General features: G+C 67.6%; 18 protein-coding genes. 9 read left to right on the top strand and 9 right to left on the bottom strand.

Annotated elements, in window-relative coordinates; all coding sequences use genetic code 11:
• Positions 1-12: 12 nt before the first annotated feature.
• Positions 13-153 (bottom strand): hypothetical protein, encoded by a 141-nt coding sequence (locus H0X95_RS05805; RefSeq protein WP_006486199.1) that lies wholly within the window; start codon positions 151-153, stop codon positions 13-15.
• Positions 154-339: 186 nt separating this feature from the next.
• Between H0X95_RS05805 and H0X95_RS05800 the strand changes: the two genes are divergently transcribed.
• A complete protein-coding gene (locus H0X95_RS05800) occupies positions 340-1,047 on the top strand; it encodes an ArsR/SmtB family transcription factor (protein WP_048985197.1) in 708 nt (235 codons plus the stop codon).
• A 150-nt stretch (positions 1,048-1,197) separates the two neighbouring features.
• Complete coding sequence (locus H0X95_RS05795) at positions 1,198-3,753, top strand: DUF6600 domain-containing protein (RefSeq protein ID WP_230878149.1); 2,556 nt, start codon at positions 1,198-1,200, stop codon at positions 3,751-3,753.
• A gap of 99 nt (positions 3,754-3,852) precedes the next feature.
• On the opposite strand, the gene H0X95_RS05790 is transcribed toward H0X95_RS05795, so the two are convergent.
• Complete coding sequence (locus tag H0X95_RS05790; protein WP_006486933.1) at positions 3,853-4,824, bottom strand: thymidylate synthase; 972 nt, start codon at positions 4,822-4,824, stop codon at positions 3,853-3,855.
• A 41-nt stretch (positions 4,825-4,865) separates the two neighbouring features.
• Positions 4,866-6,263, bottom strand: coding sequence for a sigma-54 dependent transcriptional regulator (locus tag H0X95_RS05785; protein ID WP_006486860.1), 1,398 nt, complete (start codon positions 6,261-6,263; stop codon positions 4,866-4,868).
• 503 nt (positions 6,264-6,766) lie between these two features.
• Between H0X95_RS05785 and H0X95_RS05780 the strand changes: the two genes are divergently transcribed.
• Both H0X95_RS05780 and H0X95_RS05775 read left to right on the top strand, forming a co-directional pair.
• Entirely contained in the window at positions 6,767-7,093 is a 327-nt protein-coding gene (locus H0X95_RS05780; protein WP_006486864.1) for a hypothetical protein, read from the top strand.
• A gap of 290 nt (positions 7,094-7,383) precedes the next feature.
• Positions 7,384-7,884 carry a dihydrofolate reductase gene (locus tag H0X95_RS05775; RefSeq protein WP_006493548.1) on the top strand — a complete coding sequence of 167 codons (501 nt, stop codon included), beginning with the start codon at positions 7,384-7,386 and terminating at the stop codon, positions 7,882-7,884.
• A gap of 86 nt (positions 7,885-7,970) precedes the next feature.
• On the opposite strand, the gene pmbA is transcribed toward H0X95_RS05775, so the two are convergent.
• The gene (gene pmbA / locus H0X95_RS05770) at positions 7,971-9,341 is read right to left on the bottom strand and encodes a metalloprotease PmbA (RefSeq protein WP_006493546.1); all 1,371 of its coding nucleotides are present in this window, start codon (positions 9,339-9,341) and stop codon (positions 7,971-7,973) included.
• 127 nt (positions 9,342-9,468) lie between these two features.
• Between pmbA and yjgA the strand changes: the two genes are divergently transcribed.
• Together yjgA and mog are read left to right on the top strand one after the other, a co-directional pair.
• Entirely contained in the window at positions 9,469-10,071 is a 603-nt protein-coding gene (gene yjgA / locus H0X95_RS05765; RefSeq protein WP_276208963.1) for a ribosome biogenesis factor YjgA, read from the top strand.
• A complete protein-coding gene (gene mog, locus H0X95_RS05760) occupies positions 10,055-10,663 on the top strand; it encodes a molybdopterin adenylyltransferase (protein WP_077020014.1) in 609 nt (202 codons plus the stop codon). The genes yjgA and mog overlap by 17 nt, the downstream gene beginning before the upstream one ends.
• A gap of 34 nt (positions 10,664-10,697) precedes the next feature.
• Here mog and orn read toward each other — a convergent pair whose 3' ends face one another.
• Positions 10,698-11,318, bottom strand: coding sequence for an oligoribonuclease (gene orn, locus H0X95_RS05755; RefSeq protein ID WP_006486828.1), 621 nt, complete (start codon positions 11,316-11,318; stop codon positions 10,698-10,700).
• Between the two features lie 125 nt (positions 11,319-11,443).
• Between orn and H0X95_RS05750 the strand changes: the two genes are divergently transcribed.
• The 3 genes from H0X95_RS05750 (at position 11,444) to H0X95_RS05740 (ending at position 14,023) form a co-directional block, all read left to right on the top strand.
• On the top strand, positions 11,444-12,703 hold the full coding sequence (locus tag H0X95_RS05750) for a M48 family metallopeptidase (protein WP_048984637.1): 1,260 nt from the start codon (positions 11,444-11,446) through the stop codon (positions 12,701-12,703).
• Positions 12,700-13,641: a ribosome small subunit-dependent GTPase A gene (gene rsgA / locus H0X95_RS05745; RefSeq protein ID WP_006486937.1), complete on the top strand. Its 942-nt coding sequence runs from the start codon at positions 12,700-12,702 to the stop codon at positions 13,639-13,641. Before H0X95_RS05750 ends, rsgA begins: the two co-directional genes overlap by 4 nt.
• A gap of 64 nt (positions 13,642-13,705) precedes the next feature.
• Positions 13,706-14,023: a putative signal transducing protein gene (locus H0X95_RS05740; RefSeq protein WP_011351362.1), complete on the top strand. Its 318-nt coding sequence runs from the start codon at positions 13,706-13,708 to the stop codon at positions 14,021-14,023.
• 77 nt (positions 14,024-14,100) lie between these two features.
• On the opposite strand, the gene H0X95_RS05735 is transcribed toward H0X95_RS05740, so the two are convergent.
• From H0X95_RS05735 to trmD, 4 genes are all read right to left on the bottom strand, one after another.
• Complete coding sequence (locus H0X95_RS05735) at positions 14,101-15,039, bottom strand: CobD/CbiB family protein (RefSeq protein ID WP_006486900.1); 939 nt, start codon at positions 15,037-15,039, stop codon at positions 14,101-14,103.
• A gap of 120 nt (positions 15,040-15,159) precedes the next feature.
• Positions 15,160-15,846, bottom strand: coding sequence for a CoA pyrophosphatase (locus tag H0X95_RS05730; protein ID WP_006486824.1), 687 nt, complete (start codon positions 15,844-15,846; stop codon positions 15,160-15,162).
• Between the two features lie 87 nt (positions 15,847-15,933).
• Positions 15,934-16,326 carry a 50S ribosomal protein L19 gene (rplS, locus tag H0X95_RS05725; protein ID WP_006486838.1) on the bottom strand — a complete coding sequence of 131 codons (393 nt, stop codon included), beginning with the start codon at positions 16,324-16,326 and terminating at the stop codon, positions 15,934-15,936.
• A 133-nt stretch (positions 16,327-16,459) separates the two neighbouring features.
• The gene (gene trmD, locus H0X95_RS05720; RefSeq protein WP_006486979.1) at positions 16,460-17,254 is read right to left on the bottom strand and encodes a tRNA (guanosine(37)-N1)-methyltransferase TrmD; all 795 of its coding nucleotides are present in this window, start codon (positions 17,252-17,254) and stop codon (positions 16,460-16,462) included.
• Position 17,255: the final 1 nt, after the last annotated feature.

Genomic DNA, 17,255 nt, shown 5'->3' with positions numbered 1-17,255 from the left:
GAGCGGCGCCGGTCAGCGGCGCACCGTGATGCCCTGGTCGATCGTCCCGTACATCTCGATACTGCCGCCGCGCTCGCCGGTCGCGCCCGCGCCGCCCTGCGCACACGCCGCGCATACGAGCGCGGCGGTCAACACACAGAAAATCGTCTTCATCGTTGCATCGCGTCACATGCGGCGGCCCGCTGCCGCCGCGTCCGGCCATTCTACGCGTGCCCTGCAACCGGCCGCAGCCCGTCCCCGCAGGGGCGTCGCGGCCGCATCCGACATTTCATCCGGAAGCGAAACATCGAATGCGCGCACCGACTACACTGCCTTCATCCCGCTCGACGAGGCACGACGATGACCGATCAAGACGACCACCATTTTCCGGGCCTGAGCCGCATCGGCGCACTGATCGCCGATCCCGGCCGCGCCGCGATGCTGTGGGTGCTGATGGACGGCAGCGCGCGGCCGGCCGGCGAACTGACGATGATCGCGGGGCTGTCGCCGTCCGCGGCCAGCGCGCACCTCGCCCGCCTGACCGAGGGCGGCCTGCTGGCGCTCGACGTGCGCGGCCGGCATCGCTACTACCGCATCGCGTCGGCCGACATCGCGGCCTCGCTCGAAGCGCTGGCGAACGTCGCCCGCGCGGCCGCGCCGCACCGTCCGGTTCCGCCGCCGTCGCGCGCGGTCCCGGCCGAACTGCGCTACGCCCGCACCTGCTACGACCACATGGCAGGCGAGCTCGCGGTGCGCATCTTCGACGGCCTCACCGCGCGCGGCTGGCTGCTCGCGAACGGCGACGCGATCGAGACCACCGAGCTCGGCACGCAGGCGCTCGGACGATGGGGCATCGACGTCGCGCAACAGCGCGCGCGCCGACGCCGCTTCGCGTGCGGTTGCCTCGACTGGAGCGAGCGGCGCTCGCATCTCGGCGGCGCGCTCGGCGCGGCGCTGCTCGAAAGCTTCTGCGCACACGGCTGGATCGAGCGCGCTGCCCGGCCGCGCGTGCTGCGCGTCACGGCGCCCGGCCGGCAGGTTTTCGATGCGTGGCTTACGTCCGCTTGACGCCGGCATTGCAGCCGCACGACAACGGCGCGCGATGGACAGGTTTTGTTACATCGCATGCCATTCGACTTACAAAACACCGTGCCTTGAAACAGGCCAAGCGGATATTGTGAACTCGACGGCACGAATCGACGCGCCGCGATCACGACAATGACGCTCACCATGGCCACCCTGTTCACGCTCAAGCGCACCGCCCGCTACACGCTGCTTGCGTTCGTCGCGCTTGCGGCGCTGCCGCCCGCCTTCGCGCAATCGGCCGATGCGCCGCCGAATATCGCCGCGGCACGGCAACCGGGCGGCGATCCGCCCGGCCGCGTCGCGCGGCTCAATTACCTGTCGGGCGCCGTGACGACCGAACCGGCCGGCACCGATGCGTGGTCGTATGCGGCGGTGAACCGGCCGCTGACGACCGGCGACCAGCTCTGGAACGATGCCGGCGCGCGCTCGGAACTGCACATCGGCTCGACCGCGGTGCGGCTCGGCGAATCGACGAGCCTGTCGGTGCTGAATCTCGACGACACGACGACGCAGTTGAAAGTGGGCCTCGGCACCGTGTCGACGCACGTGCGCGATTTGCCGGCCGGCGGATCATATGAAATCGACACGCCGAACCTCGCGCTCGGCATCACGGGCCCCGGCGACTATCGCGTCGATGTCGCGCCGAACGGCGCGAGCACGACGGTGACGGTGCGCAGCGGCAGCGCGACGGTCTACGGCAGCAACGGGCAGTACCCGCTGTCGCCCGGGCAGCAGGTCGTGTTCACCGGCACCGACCTGCAGGTCGCGCAACAATCGGCCGCACCGGGCCCCGATGCGCTCGACCAGTGGGCGGCCAGCCGCGACGCGGCCGAAGCGCGCTCGGTGTCGGCCCGCTACGTGTCCCGCGACATCCCCGGCTACCAGGATCTCGATGCGAACGGCACGTGGCGCGAAACGCCGAACTACGGCGCGGTCTGGGTGCCGAACGACACGCCGGCCGACTGGGCGCCGTATCACGACGGCCACTGGATCTGGCAGGCGCCGTGGGGCTGGACCTGGGTCGACGACGCGCCGTGGGGCTTCGCGCCGTATCACTACGGCCGCTGGGCGTACGTGGACGACAGCTGGGCCTGGGTGCCCGGCCCGATGGTCGTCAGCCAGCCGCCCGTCTATGCGCCGGCGCTCGTCGCCTTCGTGGGCGGCGGCGGTGGCGGCGGTTCCGACTGGAATGTGGCGCTGACGGTCGGCGGCGTCGCCGCGGCCGGCTGCGCATGGTTCGCGCTCGGCCCGGGCGAGCCGTGGCATCCGGGCTGGGGCGGCTGGAGTCCGCACTACTACGAGCGCGTCAACCGCAACATCGTGGTGAACAACGTCAACGTGAACAAGACCGTGAACGTGACGAACATCACCAATATCACCAACATCAACAAGACGTACGTGAACTTCCGCGCGCCGCACGCGATCACGGCCGTACCGGCCTCCGCGTTCGTGCACGGCCAGCCGGTCGCGCACTTCTCGCAGCACGTCGATCCGCAGCAATGGCGCAACGCGCATGTCACGCCGGGCACGCCCGGCATCGCGCCCGTGCGCCAGAGCTTCACCGGCGGGTTGCGCAATGCCAGCTACCGTCCGCCGGCGGCGATCGCGCAGCACCCGTACGTCGCGACCCGCAATCCGGCCGTGCCGGCCGCATATCGCGACCAGGCCGCCGCCCACCTCGCGCAGCAAGGCGGGCGCGTACCGGGCGCCGGCGCACCGGTCGTGAAGACCAACGTGCCGGCCGACTATACGGCTCGTCCGGTCCGCGTGCCGGGCAAGCCGGGCGGCGGCGCCTGGGCGATGCACAACGTGCAGCTCGTGAATCCGCACGGCCCCGTCGTGGAGCCGACCCGCGCGCCGCGCGAAGGCCAGCCGGCCGGCGTGCAGGCCGGACGGCCGGAGGCGCCGACGCTGGGCATGCCGAATGTCGCACGGCCTGCAAACGGCGAAATCCCGAACGCATCGCGTTTCGCCAATGGCGGCACGCCGCAGGCGTCCGGCAACCCGATCCCGCATCAGGGATTCGCGACCGGCAACGGCGTCCCGCATCCGCCGGAAGCGAACAACGCTCGGTCGGGCATCGGTCAGGCGCGGGCAGCCGACGCGCCGTCATCGCCCACGTGGATGCAGCCGCACACGCCGATGGAACGTCAGCGCCCTGCTCCGCCCACTGCGCTGCACGCGGCCGGCCAGAACGCGCTGCCGCCCGTGCGCAGCGCCGCGGTGCCGCACCCGGACGGCGTGCCGGCCCCGCAGGGCATCCAGCCCGGCGGCCGCAACGAAGCGCCGCGCGCGCTGCCGCAACCGCAGCCCGACCATACCGCGCAGATTCCGCAGCCGCGTCCGCGCCCCGATTTCCCGACGCCGGCCCGGCATGCGCAGCCGCAACCGGAACGGGCCGCCCCCGCGCCGCAGCCGCGCCCGGACTTCGCTCAACCGGCGCCCCATCGCGAAGTCGCGCCGCCGCGCGTGAACGAGTACCGTCCGCCGGCGCCCGCCGTGCACGACGTGCCGCGTCCGCAGCCGCAGGCGCCGCGGATGGAGCCGCAGGCGCCCCGCATGGAGCCGCGCCCGGCAATGCCCGCTCCGCGGATGGAACCGCGGCCGCAGCCGGCGCCGCACGTCGAGGCGCCGCGCCCGAGCAACCCGCCGCCGCAAGGCGGCCACGAGGAGCGGCATCGCCAGTAAGTGCAGCAAACCTGAAACAAAAAGGCTCGACCGGTATCAGCCGGTCGAGCCTTTTTGCAGGGTGCGGAGCGATGGACCCGCGCGGCCCCGGCCGCGCGATCAGACCGCCATCGGCGCGGTCAGCGGCTCATGGTGCCGATAGCCGACGAGCGAGAAATCGGACGGCTCGACCTGCTCCAGCCATTCCGGCGCATAGACGCCCGTCTTCGCGTAGTCGGGCACGCGCTCGGCAATTTCCAGCCGCGGGCTTTCGTACGGCTCGCGGGTGAGTTGCTGCTGCAGCATGTCGAGCTGGTTCTCGTAGATGTGGGCGTCGCCGATGAAATACGTGAACCAGCGCGGCGTGTAGCCCGTCAGCCGGCCGACGAGCGACAGCAGCGCGGCCCCTTCCGTCAGGTTGAACGGCGTGCCGAGGCCGACGTCGTTGCTGCGGATGTACAGGCACAGCGAGATCTCTCGCTTCGTCGCGTTCGGCAGGAACTGGTACAGCAGATGGCACGCGGGCAGCGCGATCTGGTCGAGCACGGCCGGATTCCATGCGTGAAACAGGATGCGGCGATCGGACGGGTTCTCCATGATCGTGTCCAGGCACTGGCGCAACTGATCGATCGCCTTGTACAGCAGCACCTTCGGCGCGCCGTCTTCGTCGAAACGCGTGACGATCCGGAAGCCGCGGCGGGTCGCATCGGCGATCTGCGCGTCCGCGCCGGCATCCAGCACCTTGTAGCCCGGCCACTGGCGCCATTGCACGCCGTAGACGTCGCCGAGATCGTCCACGCCCTGGCGATACGGGTTCGCGAGCCACTGTGCGTTCTCGTTCGCGTTCGCATCCCACACCTTGCAGCCGAGCGCACGGAAATCGGCCGCGCTGCGCGACGCGCGCAGGAAACCAACCAGTTCGCCGATCGCGGACTTGAACGCGAGCTTCTTGGTCGTCACGGCCGGGAAGCCTTGCTGCAGGTCGAAGCGCAGCATCGCGCCCGGCATGCTGATGGTGCGGATTCCCGTCCGGTTCTCCTGCCAGCTGCCGGTATCGAGAATGGTACGAACGAGATCGAGATACTGTTTCATGCGGGTTCCTTCGGCCGCGAGGGCGGCCGTACCCGCCAATTTTAACAAGCGTGACGCGGAAGCTCCGGCAACGGCGCCGAAAACCCTCCGAGCGTGTCGCCGCGATCGCGCATCCCGTGTGCGCACATCAGCCGGTAGAGCGTGACGCGCGATACGCCGAGTTCGCGCGCGGCATCCGCGAAACGGCCGCGATGGCGCAGCAGCGCCTGCTCGATCGCCTGCCGTTCGGCCGCCTCGCGCGCCTCCAGCAGCGACACCGGCGCAAGCGCCGCATAGTCGTTCAGTTCGAGATCGGCCGACGTGATCATCCGGCCTTCCGACATCACGATCGCGCGGCGCACGCGGTTGATCAGCTCGCGCACGTTGCCCGGCCACGAATAGCCGTACAGCGACGCGACCGCATCCGGGGAAAAGCCGCGCAGACGGCGATGCGCATCGCCCTTGAAGCGCTCGAGCATGTGGCGCGCGAGCACCTCGATGTCCTTGCCGCGCGCGCGCAGCGGCGGCTCCTCGATCTTCAGCACGCACAACCGATGAAACAGGTCCTCGCGGAAGCGCCCTTCGCGCAGCGCCGCTTCCATGTCCACGTGCGTCGCGCAGATCACGCGCACATCGACCGGCACCGACACGTGCGCGCCGAGCCGCTCGATCTTGCCTTCCTGCAGGAAGCGCAACAGGCTCGCCTGGCTTTCGAGCGGCAGATCGCCAATCTCGTCGAGAAACAGCGTGCCGCCGTTGGCGGCCTCGACGCGACCGATCTTGCGCTGGTTCGCACCGGTGAACGCGCCGCGTTCATAGCCGAACAGTTCGGCCTGCAGCAGCGTCGACGGTATCGCGCCGCAATTGATCGCAATGAACGGCGCCTGCGCACGCGACGAGCGCTCGTGAATCGCGACCGCCGTCAGCTCCTTGCCCGTACCCGATTCGCCGGAGATGAATACCGGTGCGTCGGTCGCCGCGACGCGGCGGATCGTCCTGAAGAGCCCGAGCATCGCATCGCAGGTGCCGACCATCTCGCCTTCGCTGCGTCCGGCGCCGACGGGCGGCGCAACGGGATCGGTCAGGGCGACCATGCCGTGCGCATGACCGACCGTCTCGACGATCCGCGCCGTTTCGTACGGCATCGTCACGTAGTCGAAGCAATAGTCGCGAATGAGGTGGCGCAGCGTCGCGTCCTGCAACTGGCCGCGCCGCGTCGCCGCGATCCAGCCGATGTGCTGGATGCTCAGGCAGGATTCGAGTTCACGCAGATCCGACGGCTTGAAGCCCGGCGAGAAATCGAGCAGGCCGGCGGTTGCGACGCCATGCTGCACGACGCGCCGCACATCGCGCACGGTCTCGGCCAGATCGACGCGCCAGCCGCATTCGTCGAAATGGCCGCGCAACGCGTCGTTCGGTTCGCGCGAATAGTAGATCACGTGCCGCTGATCGGCTCCCATATGCTCACCCCGTTCATCAACCGTCTAACGATTGCCGCACACGTCAAGGTCACGTGCAAAAGGATCGAATCGGGTCAGCCCAAGGTGGCTCGATTCGCCATGCCGATGCGCGGCAACGACACAGCCTCGCATGATGGCGCTTATCTCGCGTCCAGTTATTTTTGATCAAGACTGCTTGGTTATAGGCACCGAATACGACAAAGCCGTTTCAGTGCCGATGGCGATGCGGCCGAATCGCTCAGGAGGTCGATGCAGATCAATCATCTGCACATAGCCCATGCGCAGGGAAGGGTTTCGTCATCAACACACGCGCCGATTTTCATCCTTGAAGCGTATCGATTGAATCAGCAGTATTCCCGAGCCCCCTCGTTTCAGGCCTGAAACATTTTCAGGCGTTTTTGGCCACAATTCGCAACGCTTGAGCAGGAATCGCAATGGCGGCAATGGTCCCGGTACCGTGGCATGTATTTCGCTGAATACGGGAACGACCGGAGACAGTCGCCATGCGAAAACATCTTTTACTTTCTTTCGTGCCGATGACGCTCGTGCTCTCGGCAGCCGGCCCGCCAGCACCGGCATGCGCGGACGAAGGCATGCGGCCGGATCGCGCCATGCTGGTTGCCGAGCCTGTGCCGAGCATGCAGCTCGGCGACGGCTTCAGTATCGTGACCGTGTCGGCGCCGCAACCGCTGCCGGCCGCCCAGGCCTCCGTGACGCTTTGGGACGAGATCCCGCCGCCGCCCCAGTTGCCGATGCCGCTGCCGGCGCCGCAACCGTCGGACATGCGGCACGCGATGGGCGGCAACGCGCGAGGCAGTACGCATCCTTGATGCTCGCGTCGCTTCGATTCGATCAGGATTCCGTATTGAACTGACGATCCGGTCGAACGCGCTGCCCTCGATCGGAACCGGTATCGCCGATCTCGCGGCACAAAACGTTTTTTGTGCTCCGTCCCCCGGCGGGCACTCTTTTTATTCGGACGGTCGCCGCGACGCGGAGCATCACGCGTCGCGGCGCACGGCACGGGAAACGCCGACGTCCCTACCGGCGTGCGGAATCCGGAGCGTGCCGCCGTTCCGGTAAAATCGGCCCATTCCGTTTTCCCTCTTCCCCGACCTTCATGACGACGTTGACCCTGATCGTCGCGCGTGCCCGCAACGGCATCATCGGCCGCGACAACCAGTTGCCCTGGAAACTTCCCGAGGACCTCGCGTTCTTCAAGCGCACGACGATGGGTGCGCCGATCGTGATGGGCCGCAAGACCCACGAGTCAATCGGGCGGCCGCTGCCGGGCCGCCGCAATATCGTCGTCACGCGCGACGCGACGCGCCGTTTCGAAGGCTGCGACACGGTCACGTCGCTGGCCGATGCGCTGGCGCTCGCCGCGCGCGACGGCGCACCCGAGGCATTCCTGATCGGCGGCGCGCAACTCTATGCGGAAGGTCTCACGCTCGCCGACAAGCTGGTCGTCACCGAGATCGATGCGGACTTCGACGGCGACGCATCGTTCCCGGCGCCCGACGCCGCGCACTGGCAGGAAATCTCGCGCGACGCACATCAGGCAGCCGCGCCGAACACGTTCGGCTATGCGTTCGTCGTCTACGCACGCAAGCGCGGCTGACGCCAGCTTCCGCACGATGAAAAAAGCCCGACCGGTTTGCGCCGGTCGGGCTTTTTCGTTTCCAGGCGGCCGGTGCCGCGTGCGGCTTACTGCCCCGCGATCGTCATCTGCTCGATCAGCACCGAGCCGGTTTCCTTCGTCCCGCGCACGATCGAATCCGCACCGATCGCGACGATATGGCGGAACATCTCCTGCAGCGTGCTGGCGACGGTGATTTCCTCGACCGGATACTGGATCACGCCGTTCTCCACCCAGAAGCCCGCCGCGCCGCGCGAATAGTCGCCCGTCACGTAGTTCACGCCCTGCCCCATCAGTTCGGTCAGCAGCAGGCCCGTGCCGAGTTTCTTCAGCATCGCGTCGAAGTCGTCGCCCGCCTGCGTGTTCGAGCTGCGCAGCGCGAGGTTGTGCGAGCCGCCCGCGTTGCCGGTGGTTTGCGTGCCGAGCTTGCGTGCCGAATAGGTCGACAGGAAATAGCCTTCGACGACGCCGTCCTTCACGACGCTGCGCGCACGCGTGCGCACGCCTTCCTCGTCGAACGGTGCGCTGCCCATCGCGCGCGGCACGTGCGGATCCTCGACGACCTGGACGTGCGGCGCGAACACCGGCTTGCCGAGGCTGTCGACGAGGAACGACGTCTTGCGATACAGCGCGCCGCCGCTCACTGCCTGCACGAAGGCGCCGAGCAGGCCGGCCGCGAGCGGCGCCTCGAACAGCACGGGCACCTTGCGCGTGTCGAGACGGCGCGCGCCCATCCGCGCGAGCGCGCGTTCGGCCGCGTAACGGCCCACCGCTTCGGGCGCGGCGAGATCGATCGCGCTGCGCTTCGACGAATACCAGTCGTCGCGCTGCATGTGGCGGCCGCTGCCCGCGATCGGCGCGCACGCGATGTAGTGGCGCGAGTACGGATAGCCGGCGAGGAAGCCGCGCGACGTCGCGAGCACGAATTGCGAATGCTGCGCCGACACGCTCGCGCCTTCCGAATTGCGGATCTGCGGGCTGACCGCGAACGCGGCGTCTTCCGCGCGGCGAGCGAGCTCGACGGCTTCGTCGGCGCTCAGCGCCCACGGGTGGTACAGATCGAGGTCGCGCGGGTCGGTTTCGAGCAGCTCGGTTTCGGCGAGACCGGCCGCTTCGTCCTCGGCCGTGAAGCGCGCGATGTTGTACGCGGCAGCGACGGTGTCCTTGATCGCGGCCGGCGAGAAGTCCGACGTGCTCGCGTTGCCGCGCTTCTTGCCGATGAACACGGTCACGCCGACCATCTTGTCGCGGTTGTGCTCGATCGTTTCGACTTCGCCGCGGCGCACCGACACCGACAGGCCGTCGCCCTCGGAGATTTCGGTCGCGGCGTCCGTCGCGCCGAGCGCCTTCGCATGGCGAAGGATGTCCGATGCGATTTCCTTGAGCTGGTCCTGCGTGTGCGGGAAATAGCGCGCTTGTACGTCGAGATTGGCTGCCATCGTCTTGGTATCCGGTGGCGGGCGGGCGCCCGCATGGTCAAAATGTTGCGTATCCCGCGATCATAGCAAGGTCCGGGGCCGGACACAGACAAGCTTGGGGTGTCCGCGCCGCGATACAATGCGGCCCATGACACGCAAAACCCGAATCCAGCCGATCGAACATGCCGTCGATGACGACGACAATGGCTACGATCGCCCCAGCAAATCCCAGTTGAAGCGCGAAATGCACGCGCTGCAGGAACTCGGCCAGGCGCTCGTCGACCTGCCGAAGGACGCGCTCAAGCGCATGCCGATGCCCGAAGATCTCGCCGACGCCGTGCGCGAGGCGCGCCGGATCACCGATCACGAGGGCAAGCGCCGCCAGCTCCAGTACGTCGGCCGCGTGATGCGCTCGCTGACCGACGACGAAACGGCCGCGCTGCGTACCGCGCTCGACGCGCAACGCGGCGTGAACAAGGCCGCGACAGCCCGCCTGCACTGGATCGAGCGCACGCGCGAGCAGCTGCTCGCGAGCGACGACGCACTGACCGAATTCCTGCGCCAGCACCCCGACGCCGACATCCAGGAAGGCCGCACGCTGATCCGCAACGCGCGCAAGGAAGCGCAGCAAGGCAAGCCGCCGCGCTATTTCCGCGAGCTGTTCCAGTGGATCAAGGCCGCGGGCGGCGCATCCGACAGCGACGACGAAGCGGCCGACGACGCCGGAGACGACCATGACGACGAAGCATAACCACCCGGACGAACTCGTGGTCGGCCTCGTGTCGATCAGCGACCGCGCGAGTACGGGCGTCTACGAAGACAAGGGCATTCCGGCGCTGCAGGAATGGCTCGCCGGCGCGCTGGTTTCGCCGTGGCGCGCCGAAACGCGCCTGATCCAGGACGATGCGCCGACGATCTCGGCCACGCTGACCGAGCTCGTCGACGTCGCCGGCTGCGACCTCGTGCTGACGACGGGCGGCACCGGCCCCGCGCGCCGCGACGTGACGCCGGAAGCCACGCTGGCCGTGGCGACGAAGGAAATGCCGGGATTCGGCGAGCAGATGCGGCAGATCAGCCTGAATTTCGTGCCGACCGCGATCCTGTCGCGGCAGGTCGCGGTGATCCGAGAAACGGCCGACCATGCGGCGCTGATCATCAACCTGCCCGGCCAGCCCAAGTCGATCCGGGAAACGCTGGAAGGGCTGCGCGACGCCGACGGCAAGCCGACCGTGCCCGGCATCTTCGCCGCGGTGCCCTACTGCATCGACCTGATCGGCGGCCCGTATGTCGAGACCGACGCCGCGGTGGTCGCGGCGTTCCGGCCGAAAAGCGCGCGGCGCTGAGCGTTTGCCGGGCGCTGCGCGCGTGCCGGCCCGCTCACGCGGCCGGCGCGGATTCCCCTGCCGACACCGACGCGGCCGGAATCAGGAAATGCTCGCGGTAATACTTCAGCTCGTCGATCGATTCGTGGATGTCCGCGAGCGCAGTGTGCATCGCCCGCTTCTGGAAACCCTTGTAGATGGCCGGCTGCCAGCGGCGGCACAGCTCCTTGAGCGTGCTGACGTCGAGGTTGCGGTAGTGGAAGAATCGCTCGAATTCCGGCATCCAGCGCGCCATGAAGCGGCGGTCCTGGCAAATCGAGTTGCCGCACATCGGCGACTTGCCGGGCGACACGTACTGCGCGAGGAACGCCTGCAGTTGCGCGGCGGCGTCCGCCTCGGTCACGGTCGATGCGCGCACGCGGTCGATCAGGCCGGAACGGCCGTGCGTCGACTTGTTCCAGTCGTCCATCTTCGCGAGCGTCTCGTCGCTCTGGTGGATCGCGAACACCGGGCCCTCGACGGCAATGTCGAGCGTGGAGTTGGTCACGACGACCGCGATCTCGATGATGCGGTCGTTATCCGGGTCGAGGCCCGTCATCTCCATGTCGAGCCAGACGAGGTTCAACTCGTTGCGCACGAGCGCGGGCTGGCTGGCGGAAGCGGCGGTATCGGTCATGATTCATCCTGGAAAATGGCGGACCGGGCGCGCCGATGCAGCGCCGCCCGGGCGGCCGGCATCGCATCAGCGGGGCCGGTCCGCAAGAACATATAATTCTCGCATAGAACCCTTTGGCGCCTTCGATGTCACCCTTTTCGTTCACCCTGCTGTTCGCGCTCGCCGTACTCGCGATGGTCGTCACCAAACTGTGGCTCGCATCGCGGCAGATCCGCTTCGTCGCCGCGCACCGTAACGGCGTACCCGCGCAGTTCAGCGCCACCATCCCGCTGACCGCCCACCAGCGCGCGGCCGACTACACGGTCGAGCGCACCCGGCTGACGATGCTCGAGATCGTCGTCAGCGCGGCCGTGCTGGTCGGCCTCACGCTGCTCGGCGGCGTCGGCGCTCTCGACACGCTGCTGACCGGCTGGCTCGGCCGCGGCTACGGGCAGCAGGTCGCGCTGGTCGCCGCGGTGCTCGTGATCACGGGCGTGATCGACGTGCCGTTCGAGTATTACCGCCAGTTCGGGATCGAGCAGCGCTTCGGCTTCAACCGGATGACGAAGCAGCTGTTCTTCACCGACATGCTGAAGAATTCGCTGCTCGGCGCCGCGCTCGGCCTGCCGCTGCTGTTCGTCGTGCTGTGGCTGATGAACCAGGCCGGCAGCCTGTGGTGGCTGTGGACCTGGATCGTGTGGGTCGCGTTCCAGATGCTCGTGCTGCTGATCTACCCGACCTTCATCGCGCCGCTCTTCAACAAGTTCGAGCCGCTGAAGGACGACGCGCTGCGCGCGCGCATCGAGTCGCTGATGAAGCGCTGCGGCTTCGCGGCCAAGGGGCTGTTCGTGATGGACGGCAGCCGCCGCTCCGCGCACGGCAACGCGTACTTCACGGGCTTCGGCGCATCGAAACGGATCGTGTTCTTCGACACGCTGCTCGCGCGCCTGTCCGGCCAGGAGATCGAGGCCGTGCTCGCGCACGAACTCGGCCACTTCAAGCGCCGCCACGTGATGAAGCGCATGCTCGTGTCGTTCGTGCTGAGCCTCGTGCTGCTCGCGCTGCTCGGCTGGCTCGCGCAGCGCACGTGGTTCTATACAGGGCTCGGCGTCACGCCGTCGCTCGACACCAGCAACGCGGGCGCCGCGCTCGTGCTGTTCTTCCTCGCGATTCCCGTGTTCCTGTTCTTCGCGACGCCGTTCAGCAGCCTCACGTCGCGCAAGCACGAATTCGAGGCCGACGCGTTCGCGGCCAGCCAGACCGACGCGCAGGATCTCGTCAGCGCGCTCGTGAAACTCTACGAGGACAACGCGTCGACGCTGACGCCCGACCCCGTCTACACGGCCTTCTACTACTCGCATCCGCCGGCCTCGCAGCGGATCGACCGCCTGCTGCAACACGCATGAGCCGGCCGACCTCCCGCAAGCCGGCCCCGCGCGCGTCGAGCGCGCAACGGGCCGAAGGCCGCGTGATCGCGGCGCACGGCCGCCACTACATCGTCGCCCCCGACGACGGCGGCCCGATGCTGCAATGCTTCCCGCGCGGCAAGAAGAGCGACATCGCGGTCGGCGACCGCGTCGCGTACGAACTCGCGTCGGCCGACCAGGGCGTGATCGTGGAAATCGGCGAACGGCGCAACCTGCTGTACCGCTCCGACCAGTTCAAATCGAAGCTGTTCGCCGCGAACCTCGACCAGTTGCTGATCGTGCTCGCGACCGAGCCCTATTTCAGCGAGGATCTGCTCGGCCGCGCGCTGATCGCCGCCGAAGCGAACGAGCTGAAGCCGCTCGTCGTGCTGAACAAGATCGACGTCGAGGCCGCGCTGCCGGTCGCGCGCGAACGCCTCGCCCCGTACCGCGCGCTCGGCTACGACGTGCTCGAGCTGTCGGTGAAAGGCGCGCCGGACGATGCGCGCGCGCAGCTGATGCCGCACCTCGCCGGGCATTCGACGATCCTGCTCGGCCAGTCCGGGATGGGCAAGTCGACGCTCGTGAACCTGCTCGTGCCCGACGCCGAAGCCGCAACCCGCGAGATTTCGGCCGCGCTCAACAGCGGCCGTCACACGACGACGTTCACGCGCCTGTACCCGCTGGAAGGCGGCGGTGCGCTGATCGATTCGCCGGGCTTCCAGGAATTCGGCCTCTACCACCTGACCGAAGGCCGCCTCGAGCGCGCGTTTCCGGAATTCCGGCCGCTGCTCGCGGACTGCCGTTTCTATAATTGCCATCATCTGCACGAGCCCGGCTGCGCGATCCTCGAAGCGGTCGCCGACGGCCGTATCGCGCCGTCGCGGCACGCGCTGTACGCGCAGCTCGTGCACGAGGCGAGCCAGATCGTCCGCTGACCGCGCGACGTGCACGACGGCCGGCCGGCGCCAGCCGGGCCGGCTTTCATCGACAGGAGCCGCGATGCGTTTCAAGGCACCCGACCTCGCGACCGCGCAGCATTGGGCCAACGTGCTCCAGGTAGCCGGCATCGGTTGCGAACTGCACAACTGCTACGCGACCGGCGCGCTCGGCGGCCTGCCGGCCGATGCGTGCACGCCCGAGCTGTGGCTCGACGACGAACGTGACGACGCGCTCGCCCGCCGGCTCCTCGACGCCGCGTCGCACGGCCCGTCGGCGGGCGCGGCGCCCTGGCGCTGCCGGCAGTGCGGCGAAGCGCTCGAAGCGCAATTCACCGCGTGCTGGCAATGCGGCGCCGTGCGTGACCCGCTCGATGACTGAATGCACCGCGCTGACACACAGCGAAAAGGCCGGCATCGAGCCGGCCTTTTCATTTCATCGCGCGTCAGGCTGCCCCGTCACGACACCCAGACGGCAAGCGTCAGCATCAGCAGCAGGATCATCCACAGAATCACCGCACGCCATACGAGGCCGACCGCCGACTGCAGCGTGCGCGGCGTGCAATCGTCACCAACTGTCAACGGGCCGCTGTCGCCGACTGCCAGCGCATCGAGGCTCGACGGTTCCGCGAGCGGCCCGGCAAGACGCGCGCCGAGCGCCCCGCTGCCGGCGGCCAGCAGTACGCCGTCGTTCGGGTCGGGCCACTGGCGCGTGTGATTGCGCCACGCGTAAATCGCATCCTCGAAATTGCCGACGATCGCGAAACCGAGCGCCGTCAGTCGGGACGGAATCCAGTCGATCACGAAGAACGCACGCTGCGCGAACGTCGAGAACGCGGCCGTACGGTCGTCGCCCGGCGTCGCCCAGCTGCGCGCGAGATATTCGGAAATCCGGTACAGCACGGCGCCGGCCGGGCCGATCGGCAGCACGTACCAGAAGAACACGCCGAACACGTGGCGATGCGACGCGACGACCGCATGGATCAGCGTATGGCGGACGATTTCACCCACCGGCATGTCGACCGTGTCGATGCCCGTCCATTCATGGAGGATTTCACGCGCGCGCGGCACGTCGTCGTTGTTGAGCGCGAGGTGGATGTCGGTGAAGTAGTGGCTGAACTGGCGGAAGCCGAGCGTGAAATACACGACGGCGACGTTCCACAGGAACGCGAGCACGAAGCTCACCTTGTACAGCAGGAAATAGATCAGCGCGACGATCAGCACCCACGGCAGCACGACCGCAAGCCATGCGAGGATCCCGTGCTTCTGCTTGCCGGCGTCGAGGCCATGCGCGACGGTTTCCGCATGAAACTGGAACAGCGCGAATACCGGATTGCTCGGCGACAACGCGCGGACCTGTTCGATGATGAGAGCGAGGAGAACCGAAAAGAAAGTCATGCGTGGCGCCGTCTTCGGAGTTATGTCATTTTTTGCATAACGATAGCACAGCGTCAGCCGCGCATGGCTGCCGGCGCGGTCGCCCGGCAGCCGGTCGCGCGCGCCAGTCGGCGCGCCCGCCTAGCCGGCGGCCAAGAAGCGATACAGATTGCGAAACATGCCGGCAGTTGCGCCCCAGATGAAGTAATGCCCGCCCGGTTCGCCATTCGGATAGGGCATGGCAAAAAAACGACGCTCGCCGCCTTCCCACCGGAACACGCGGACCTGATGGTTCGCGGGATTCATCACGAACGCGAGCGGCACTTCGAAAATCTCGGCGACTTCGAACGTATCGGCCTGCACGGTAAACGGCGGATGCACGAGGCCGACGACCGGCGTCACGCAGAAACCCGTGCCGGTCAGGTAGTCGGGCAGCGCGCCGAGAATCTCGACGCGTTCGGCGGCCAGCCCGATCTCTTCCTTCGCCTCGCGCAACGCGGTGGCGGTCGCATCGCGGTCGAACGGCTCGCGACGGCCGCCGGGAAAGCTGATCTGTCCGGCGTGGTCGTTCAGGTGATCGGCGCGCTGCGTCAGCAGCACGGTGAGGCCTGACTCGCGGACGACGAGCGGCACGAGGACGGCCGCGCTACGCGGATCGACGCCCTCCTGCAGCCTCGCCTCGCCGGGCTCGACGCTCCATTCGAGCGTGCGCGCGAAACGTTCGCGCAGGCCGGACGGCGTCATCAGCCGGGAGTCGATGACGGGCAGGCCGGCGCCGGTGCCTTCGACCGGCAAGACTTCGGGATCGATGATGGGGCGGCGATTCAATGGGGCTCTCGGGTTCGTGTCGTATCGAGCATATTGTCGCGCCAGAATGAAAAAAGCACCCGGTTGGGTGCTTTTTCCTTACAGCTCTTACTCTTGGGAAGCTGCTGCGGCGCGATCCTTCGACACCAGCTTTTCCTTGATACGAGCCGACTTGCCCGAACGCTCGCGCAGGTAGTACAGCTTCGCACGACGCACATCACCGCGACGCTTCACGACGATGCTTGCCAGCAGCGGCGAGTACGTCTGGAACGTACGCTCGACGCCTTCGCCCGACGAGATCTTGCGAACGATGAAGTTCGAGTTCAGACCACGATTGCGAATCGCGATCACGACGCCTTCGTAAGCCTGAACGCGCTTGCGGTTACCTTCAACCACGTTCACGTTCACGATCACCGTGTCGCCCGGGGCGAAATCGGGGATCGTCTTGCCGGCGAGCGCGCGCTCGATTTCTTCCTGCTCAAGTTTTGCGATCAGATTCATTACTGACTCCTTATGCCATCGTGTCGGCGTTGGCACCCGCCTGCTTCCAGGCCTGGCCCCGATAGAGGATGGATTCACATCAGGCACCGTACACGCATGTACGGCACCGCCAATTCCCGCTCGCGCAGCCGCCTCAGGAGGCGTCCTTCGCTTCGCGTGCGAGGTTCGCAAGCCACGCCTCGTCGGCCCGGCTCAACAACTTTTCGCGGCGCGCCCGGACGATCAGGTCCGGCCGCTTCCGCAACGTATTCCTCAATGCTTCCTGACGCCGCCACTTCTCGATCTCGGCATGATGCCCGCCGAGCAACACGTCCGGCACGCGCACGCCGTCGTATTCCTCGGGACGCGTGTAGTGCGGACAATCGAGCAGACCATCGGCGAAGCTGTCCTGCACGGCCGACAGCGAATCGTTCAGCACACCGGGCAGCAACCGCACGACTGCATCCATCATCGCCATCGCCGGCAGCTCGCCGCCCGACAGCACGAAATCGCCGAGGCTGATTTCCTCGTCGACACAACGGTCGAGCAGGCGCTGATCGATCGCTTCGTAACGACCGCACAGCACGACGACGCCGGGTTCCTGCGCCATCCGCACCGCGCGATCATGCGTGAGCGGCGCGCCTTGCGGCGACATCATCACGACGCGCGTGCTCGCGATGCCCTGCTCCGCCTGTGCCGCTTTCGCGGCATCGATCGCGGCTTCGAGCGGCCTCGCCAGCATCACCATGCCCGGACCGCCGCCGTACGGACGATCGTCGACCGTGCGGTAGTTGTCCGTCGTGAAATCACGCGGGTTCCAGGTGCGCAGCCCGAAGCGCCCCTGCTTGACGGCCCGGCTGGTGATTCCCCAGTCGGTCAGTGCGCGGAACATCTCGGGAAAGAGCGTGATGACGTCGAACTGCACCGCGCTCTCGGTAACCTGGTTCATT

The sequence above is a fragment of the Burkholderia sp. 9779_493 genome (assembly GCF_015712215.1).
In the GTDB taxonomy this organism is placed as follows: Bacteria; Pseudomonadota; Gammaproteobacteria; order Burkholderiales; family Burkholderiaceae; genus Burkholderia; species Burkholderia cenocepacia.
This window is presented reverse-complemented; position numbering and strand designations above follow the sequence as displayed.